Annotated in this window: 6 protein-coding genes; 3 read left to right on the forward strand and 3 right to left on the reverse strand. The window is 32.5% G+C overall.

Annotated elements, in window-relative coordinates:
- The coding region (locus tag AC1W31_RS20295; protein ID WP_481736326.1) for a hypothetical protein at positions 1 to 257 on the reverse strand (257 nt) is incomplete at its 3' end.
- 351 nt (positions 258 to 608) lie between these two features.
- Between AC1W31_RS20295 and AC1W31_RS20300 the strand changes: the two genes are divergently transcribed.
- The 3 genes from AC1W31_RS20300 (at position 609) to AC1W31_RS20310 (ending at position 2550) form a co-directional block, all read left to right on the forward strand.
- Positions 609 to 1409, forward strand: a complete 801-nt coding sequence (locus tag AC1W31_RS20300; protein ID WP_481736327.1) for a SprT-like domain-containing protein — start codon at positions 609 to 611, stop codon at positions 1407 to 1409.
- Positions 1410 to 1520: 111 nt separating this feature from the next.
- Positions 1521 to 2183 (forward strand): AAA family ATPase, encoded by a 663-nt coding sequence (locus AC1W31_RS20305; RefSeq protein ID WP_481736328.1) that lies wholly within the window; start codon positions 1521 to 1523, stop codon positions 2181 to 2183.
- 79 nt (positions 2184 to 2262) lie between these two features.
- Positions 2263 to 2550 (forward strand): hypothetical protein, encoded by a 288-nt coding sequence (locus tag AC1W31_RS20310; protein WP_481736329.1) that lies wholly within the window; start codon positions 2263 to 2265, stop codon positions 2548 to 2550.
- Between the two features lie 256 nt (positions 2551 to 2806).
- Here the strand turns inward: AC1W31_RS20310 and AC1W31_RS20315 are convergent, their stop codons facing one another.
- Together AC1W31_RS20315 and AC1W31_RS20320 are read right to left on the reverse strand one after the other, a co-directional pair.
- On the reverse strand, positions 2807 to 3745 hold the full coding sequence (locus AC1W31_RS20315) for a RepB family plasmid replication initiator protein (protein ID WP_481736330.1): 939 nt from the start codon (positions 3743 to 3745) through the stop codon (positions 2807 to 2809).
- Positions 3746 to 4906: 1161 nt separating this feature from the next.
- Positions 4907 to 5167: hypothetical protein (locus AC1W31_RS20320; RefSeq protein WP_481736331.1), on the reverse strand; the 261-nt coding region annotated here is incomplete at its 5' end.

The following is a 5167-nucleotide window of genomic DNA, read 5'->3' on the forward strand; positions in this document are numbered from 1 at the left end:
ACCAAAGGCGCTTGACTATCCGTAAGTTTTAAACCCTGCCATCTGTTGAGTTGCTCTCGATAAATCGGCACAAATTCCAATCCCTCTTGGTATTGTTTGATAGCCCTATTAATGATAGCATCATCTAATACGTAAGGTTGATGCTCTGCTTCTTTAAGCATTTTGGTTAAATCTTTTGCCTGAGTTACACTCCCTTTGATAACCTGAGAGATGAGCCATAAATTTTCGATGGGATGATACTGCGGTTGCTCTGACATAGGGAAGGGCATTTAATTAAAATTCCGCTACAAAGATAATCAAATTTACAAAGGGGTTAAGAAAATAAAAACATTACTATTTTATAGTATTCATCACAAAAATATCTAAATCTACCTACCCATAGTAATTTAAGTTCAAAAATTTCAAATAATTGATTATCAATAACTTATAAAATAAGACTCGCAAAATAGTTGAAGCTAACGTATTGTATTTCAGATGCTTACGCTATGCTGTCTTACTTTTGGCCCAATAAGGGACTTGAAACTTTGTTAATTCCTGCAAATTGCATAATCTTGTATCATTATTTTGTAGTGTTCACTACAAAATAAACGCCTTTAATTAACGAAAACATGACCAGTAAGCAATTCAATACTCTTGAAGACTTGTACCAGTATTACAACCAACAATTATTTGAGGGTAAATTAGATGAGTGTTTAATTAACCTCTCTCGACACGGAGGGGCTTATGGTTTTTTTGTACCTAAGCAATGGGTAGTGGCTCAGGAAGAAGATCGCCAATATCAAGAACCTGTACTTACCAAGACTTCAAGCCGAGCCAAAAATAAACGTAGAACGATACACGAAATATCCATCAATCCAGATTCTTTGTACCGCTCTGATAAATCCTGGCACTCGACCTTGATACACGAAATGGTGCATCTTTGGCAGCATGATTTTGGGAAGACTTCTCGCCAATGTTACCATAACCGCCAGTGGGCGGATAAGATGGAATCTTTGGGTTTAATGCCCTCCGATACGGGCGAGGAAGGTGGTTTGCGGACGGGTCAATTAATGAGTCATTACATACTCAGAGAGGGAGCGTTTGAAAAAGTGTTTAACAACATTAGTGAAGAAGATTTAAAACGTTTGACTCTCCCCTATCGTTTGAATCGAGAAATGGCGATGTATATTGAAGACGAAGACGAGGAAGAAGAAACGTTATTGGCATGGTTGAAACGGACATCTCCACAGCCAATTTATAAAGGCAAGCAGGTGTTAATTTCTTCCTTTTTTGGCATCGGAAAAACCGCATCCCAAAGCCGTGCAGGGGTAAAATCAAAATACGTTTGTGCGTGTGATAATCGAGTTTGGGGTAAACCTGATTTAGAAATCCAATGTATGGTTTGTGGGTGTAGGTTTGTGGAATGCTAATTGATTACAAAATATTTGTAACCAATTAGTTATAATATTTTTTAGTTGTAAAATTAGTTGTAAAATTAGTTGTAAATTTACAACTGTAATAACAACTTAATTCAGTTTCAAATGATTTATACAATAGGTGGAATTAAAGGAGGTAGTGGAAAAACTACCATTGCTACTAATTTAGCAGTTTTTCTTGCAAGCAAGAAAAGGGATATTCTTCTGGTTGATGCAGACGACCAAGAATCATCATCCGATTTTACGGCATTTAGAAATCAAGCATTACAAGGTGTTTTAGATTATACAGCCGTAAAAATTACAGGAAGCGATTTAAACGGACAAGTAAAACGATTAGCTGAAAAATATGACGATGTAATCATTGATGTAGGAGGGCGTGATACAGTTAGCCAACGTTCAGCTCTAACTGTCTCTCAAATAGCTTTATTCCCCTTTGCAGCTCGCTCATTTGATATTTGGACACTTAACAAAGTGAATGCTTTGCTTAATGAGATTTTACCTTTCAATTCGAGTCTATTGTCATTGACTTTTATTAATAAAGCAGATTCACGAGGTAATCATAAAGACGATGCAGCAGAACTCTTAATGAGTTCAGAGCGACTTGTTTTTTTAGATACGCCATTAGGAAATCGTATTGCTTTTGGCAATGCCGCCGCCGAAGGTTTAGGAGTTATTGAATTAAAACCTGCCGATGAAAAAGCAGTTTCAGAATTTACGGCACTTTTTAAAGGAATAGAAGAAGCATATAAAGTTAGAAAAAATCAATAATTTACAACTTATACTGGTTGTTATATTACAACTAAATTTAGTTGTAATATAACAACCAGTATCTTAATGGAATTAGAAAATGACAACAATTAAGAAGAAAACAAAATTAGCATTACCACCGACCACAACACCGCCAGTAGTAAGTGATACGGCAATGCAAGATATGATAAACAAAGGGGGGACAACCTTAATTAAGGTTGAAGAAAAACCACAAGAAGATAAACTTAAATCATTTACTTTTAAAATTTATGAAAGTGAATTATCAAAGATTCGAGATATACAAAGTCGTTTACCTAAGCGAGATAGACTATCTATTCATGATTTTGTTTTAGCAGGTGTTTTAGAAAAGGTAAAGAAAGAGTTTTGACAACTGATTTAACAACTAAATTTAGTTGTTAAATCAGTTGTCAATGAAAATAAATATGGTTTAGAATTTGTGTCTTTTCGTATGCAATGTGTGTCTTTTAGCACAAAATTAGCACTAATTATAAATAAAATTGAAGTAAAATACCCACTTTTTAAGTTAAAAAGTGGGTATTTAAGGCATAAAATACGAAAAGACACACCTTAATTATTTGGCGTGTCTTTTCGTATGCAATTTGTGTCTTTTAGTAAAAAAAGTCTTATTTTTTACTAAACCCTAATACTTTTGCCATATAAGCAGTTTTATTCAAAACGTTTTTCCTTACCCCATGAACGATTTTAGAGTCCTCTTCAACAAATAACTGTAACAGTTTAGGGTCAATCATAATCTTTTTTTGTTGAGTAGATGAAAAATTATAACCTCTCATTATACTACTGACCTGAGCCATAATTTGTCCAATGTCCAAGTTCGCAACTGTATCTAATTCATCTTTTACAGCTAATAGTGCTTGTTTTTCCTCCTTTTTAATTTTAGATAAAATCTTGAAAGTTACATGAGTAACGTGTCTTCCTGTCTTTTTATATTCGATAGAAATGTCAATATCAGTCTTTTCATTGATTTCTTTTTCAGCTTGGTCTAATACCCTTTGCTTGAAGTGAACAAATCTATCATAATGGCTTGCGTCAAGTAAGCCTTTTAAATATTCAATATCAACATTAACCCACTTACCAGTATCTTTCCAACGAGAGAGCAGGGGATATAACCTTTGGGAATATTCACTTGATAATGACAAGGCAGCATATAATTCAAATTCGCTATATCCATTACGTAGTTCCATAAAATAGGGTAGTACCTCAGCAAGCATTTTAATTTTTAAAGTACCTTCATTGCCTTGATATTTTACATAAGGAAATGGAACAATCATTTCAAATGAATCATTGACAGGGTTTTCATAAGTGAGCCTTCTTGACATAATTCTTTCTGCCGCTGCCTTTATACGCCCTCGATTTGTTTCTTGAAGAGCAGAGATAGGAATTACAAACTCCATGTTTTTAAATAAATCAGGAGATACATTAATTCCTTGGTATAATTGGTTTAAAATTATCCAATATATCTTACGTTCAATGGCTGTAAATTCATTTTTAGAGAGAAGGAGAACGAGGGGTTCTCTACTTACGGGACGTAGCGTATTTTCCATGATGCAAATATAGGAAAAGAATTTAAAAGACACAATGATATTTTTAAGTGTGTCTTTTAAGTTCTTAAAAGTATATAATTATTTAATTAACTAATTGATTATGAATAAATTAACAAATAAATAAACTAAAATTAGGTGTATTTGATGTGTGTTTCAGTATTTTAATTAATTTTTAATTAAAATACTGATTACCAATTAATTAATCCAAAAAAATAGATTATTTAGATGTGTCTTTTCGTATGCAATTTGTGTCTTTTAAGTAAATAATTCACATTTTTTCAATAGTTTTTAAAACGCAACTATCTTATAATTAAACAGTTATATTTAAAAGACACGTTAAGTTATTTATATGTGTCTTTTCGTATGCAATCCGTGTCTTTTCGTATGCAATTTGTGTCTTTAAAAGTTCAATTTGTGTCTTTAAAAGTTCAATTTGTGTCTTTTCGTATGCAATCCGTGTCTTTTACCCTTGTAATTAATTGACTTTCAAATAGTTACAAGCCCTACAATTACCAATCATTGAAACAATAAAAATAATTTTTCAATAAAATCTTGAAATGCCTGCACGCATAAAAAATTATTGAATAGTATTTTCAGAAAAAAATAAATTCGAGGAAAAAAACACCAAATCAAAGAGCGAAGGGAAGAAAATAAAAAATTAAAGAGGGGGTCGAACTATATATTTAGTTTTCAATAGTATTCCCAAATGGAGTAAGATTGAAAAAACGTACAAAAATCGTTGCTGGTCTCGTAGAATTTTTTGACTTTCCCTTTATTAGCGACCCCCTTAATTTATAATTAATTGATTTACAGCCAGTTAACTATTTTTTAAATGAGCGTACTTTGAGATTTAAACTAAAAAATTAGTTTTCTGTGAAATTACTAAAAATAATGGTATTTGAGCGATTTTATGCTAATGGTAGGAGGGAAGGGGGGATTGAGTTTATATTTTTTGCCCTTTTTTTTCGTTTTAGGGCGATATTAGGGGCTTTAAGCTACTCATAGATATTTCACTTATTTTTAAACGATTCTAAGCCTGTTTTTGTGCGTTTTGTGATTAGACTTTTGGAGGATAGGGTACAGTTTAATTTTATTTCGGTTTACAACTAAAAAATTAGTTTATTTTTAGTTTTTTTTAAAAATGTACCTGTTCGTAGGGTATTACGACTTTGATAAACTTTTTTGGTGTGCCGATAGGAGCGTGTTTAAAATCGGTTCGGTGCGTAGTTTAAATTCAAACAGTTTTTTTTCCAGTTCGAGCATTGTACCATCACAATATCTTATTACGTTGTCGCTCATTTGTTGTTCTGCTTCCGTGTAGGTTCGCTTCAGTCTCTTGGTACTTTTTATGAAGGTTGAATCTTCTTTTTCTTTCGCTTTTTTAACTAAATTATTTACAAAACTTTTTTTCATTTTCTCGTT

It is taken from the genome of Arcicella sp. (genome assembly GCF_964672035.1).

What these genes read in the sequence shown, in the direction of transcription:
- AC1W31_RS20315 (WP_481736330.1), bottom strand. Translation starts at nt 3,745, where the DNA reads ATGGAAAATACGCTACGTCCCGTAAGTAGAGAACCCCTCGTTCTCCTT.
- AC1W31_RS20310 (WP_481736329.1), top strand. Translation starts at nt 2,263, where the DNA reads ATGACAACAATTAAGAAGAAAACAAAATTAGCATTACCACCGACCACA.
- AC1W31_RS20300 (WP_481736327.1), top strand. Translation starts at nt 609, where the DNA reads ATGACCAGTAAGCAATTCAATACTCTTGAAGACTTGTACCAGTATTAC.
- AC1W31_RS20305 (WP_481736328.1), top strand. Translation starts at nt 1,521, where the DNA reads ATGATTTATACAATAGGTGGAATTAAAGGAGGTAGTGGAAAAACTACC.